Genomic DNA, 355 nt, shown 5'->3' with positions numbered 1-355 from the left:
GCGACGTGCTCTTTCACCTGTTGAAACAGGGTCGTGAACACTTGGCTGTCATGAATATTGGCAGGCTCAACAACCGTCCCCAGCACAAATCCATTCCGGTCACAAGCTGTATGAAAACCATAAGCAAAAAGACGTTCCCGTTCACCCTTTACAAAATAACCGCTCTCAGGATCTGTCGTACTTTCTTTTATTTCTCGTTCTTCTGAGCATTGCCTGGGCTTTAAGGGTTTTTTGCCGTTGGCTTCGCGATCGGCATTAATTTCTCGATCTAATTGTTCCTGATAAGCTCTTGTTTCTTTTCTCACAATCTTCTTCACAAACTTTTTCTTATTCGCATTGGCTTTGACATGGGTTC

General features: G+C 43.7%; 1 pseudogene. It reads right to left on the bottom strand.

Annotated elements, in window-relative coordinates:
• A pseudogene (locus tag KI350_RS22780) lies at positions 1–355 on the bottom strand (IS5/IS1182 family transposase); the annotation flags it as partial.

Source organism: Bacillus sp. J41TS8 (assembly GCF_018333035.1).
GTDB lineage: Bacteria > Bacillota > Bacilli > Bacillales > Bacillaceae > Bacillus > Bacillus paralicheniformis.
Note: the sequence above shows the minus strand (reverse complement) of the source record. Positions and strands in the feature narration are given on the sequence as shown.